2 protein-coding genes are annotated in these 2,294 nt (G+C 37.1%); both read right to left on the bottom strand.

Features of this window, described 5'->3' with window-relative positions; translation table 11 throughout:
* The coding region (locus AC1DND_RS26130) for a hypothetical protein (RefSeq protein WP_477585546.1) at positions 1–913 on the bottom strand (913 nt) is incomplete at its 3' end.
* A 10-nt stretch (positions 914–923) separates the two neighbouring features.
* Positions 924–2,294: FG-GAP repeat domain-containing protein (locus AC1DND_RS26125; RefSeq protein WP_477585544.1), on the bottom strand; the 1,371-nt coding region annotated here is incomplete at its 5' end.

Genomic DNA, 2,294 nt, shown 5'->3' with positions numbered 1-2,294 from the left:
ATGCAATACAGGTAGATGTATAAGCAGAACTACTTTGAACATAGTTAAAGCTTTTTAGCTTGCAGGCAATGCCAGTTATCGAAATCCAGTGTGCTCCTGGTGAAATCTTTTTGGTTGCATAATTCATATGCCCGTTCAGATTCAAAAAGAATGGATTACAGTCCCAGAATTTAGCAATATCAAGCTGTTTTTCATCCAGGTTTTTACCAACCGTGTAAACTTCATTTGCATTAATATAAAAAGCACTGTTTTTATCTTTACTGTAAGCAGGAGGAGCTGCAGGTTTAAACTGATCAGCTGTTTTCATCACAAGAGGTCTTATTTTATTCCAATAAGGTTCTACAGCTGCCATATAGCCGGGAGGCGTGGGGGCCCAATTACCTTCTTGCTTTACTAAACTATATCGCCTTAATTTACGTGTTTCTTTATACTTATCCTGATCCACCCATTTTAAAACGGTATCAGATACCGTTTTACCATATAAAATTGAATTTTGTACTATTGTATCAGGATAGCCTTTAGCCTTATACCATGAAAGTATACTGTTTAAACTATCTAAGGCCACTTGCTCCGAAAAGACAAGCCTTTTTCCAATCTGCCAGTAGGCGTAAGTTGCAGCGACTGAATAACTAATTTGTTTTTTATCTGCATTTGGGATGCCATTAAAGCTATTTAACTGTCCTTTTAAAGATTGAAACTGACTATTGTTTTTTGCCTGAATTTCGTATGCAGCGATGTTTGCATAAACAAAAATTCTACTCGCAACCGGCGGAGAAAATATATCACTTACAATGATATCAGAAAGTGCCTTTTGCGATCTATGCAGTGGTAAAGGATCATTTTCGCTTTTGCGCCACTGAGCACTAGCACCGATTGAAATACAGAAAACAAACAAAAATAAATATATCTTCATGATGTTGGTTTTAATTAGTAGTTTTTAAAAGCTGGACCTTATCATTATTTTTAACAACAATAATTTTTTTGATTGCTCCCTTAATCTCAATCATATTCCTAACGTCGCCATCTATATACAATCCGGAATTGTAAGGGGGCACTGCTTTAAAATCGCCCTTCCCATTCCCGAGTAAAAGTAAGCCCAAACCTGCATCCGCCTGACCAAGCTGTACCCTGTAAGGATAAAAATTACCTCCCAAAAGAATATCATCTTTTCCGTCTTTATTAAAATCATCTACAATAATGCCCCACGTTCTTGAAAATTGTGCTTCAATTGGGAGTACTTTAATAGTAAATTTTCCAGTTCCATCATTTAATAAAACAGAAGTTTCAAGTTGTTTACAGAAAAATTTTTGACTTTTACTCAACTGCTCTGGTGTAAATAATTGTTCTATTGTGATATCAGCATAAGAGGCATAATTTAAAAACCGTTTTTTTAATTGAACCATCTGATCAAGTAGCTCATCTCTAGAAGCCATCGGATAATTTTGCCCTTGAATGTAATAACACATCACTGGATCTAATACGCCATCATTATTAAAATCACCAGCATAAACTGTTACCGGTTGCTTACTATTGGCTTTAAATTGATTGTTTAAACCACAGTTGCCAACAATAAAATCCATTGCCCCGTCCTTGTTTACATCCATTGGTACAATTTTACTCCACATACCATCTGAGTTTTCTAATCCAGAATCTTTATCATATTTTAAAGCCCCCTTATCATTTTTGAATTTCTTTAATGGCATCCAATCACCGCCAATCAACAACTCTGGGTATCCATCAGTGTTCAAATCCTGCCACAAAGCGGTAACAACCATACCCGCGTACTCCAATTCTGGGGCGAGTTCTTTGGTTACATCAATAAACTTTACCTCTCCACCTTTTGATTCATTACGTAATAAATAACTTTTACTGCAGAGGGGGAAAGATCCCGGTTTACTCATCCCGCCTACAAAAACATCCAAATCTCCATCCTTATCAAAATCGGCAATGCTTATGGCCTGTTTACTACTCCACATTTTTGGCAATGCATCTTGAGCCTTATTAAAAGTACCTTTCCCGTTGTTTAAATATAATCGATCCTGATACTCCGGAGCATTTTCATCATATTCATTTCCACCGCTTACCACCCATAAATCTAAAGCCCCGTCGCCATTTGCATCAAAAAAAACGGCATTTACATCTTCACTCGCTTTATCTTCTTCCCAAGGCTGACTTAGAGAAGGACTAAAGTTCCCCGCTTTATCGCCTAAGAATAATTTACCTGCCTGACCAATTGCCCCACCGATAAAAACATCTTCTATTCCGTCTTTGTTAACATCAGCCTTAGCTAGGGC

Source organism: Pedobacter sp. 01N416, assembly GCF_056399685.1.
This window is presented reverse-complemented; position numbering and strand designations above follow the sequence as displayed.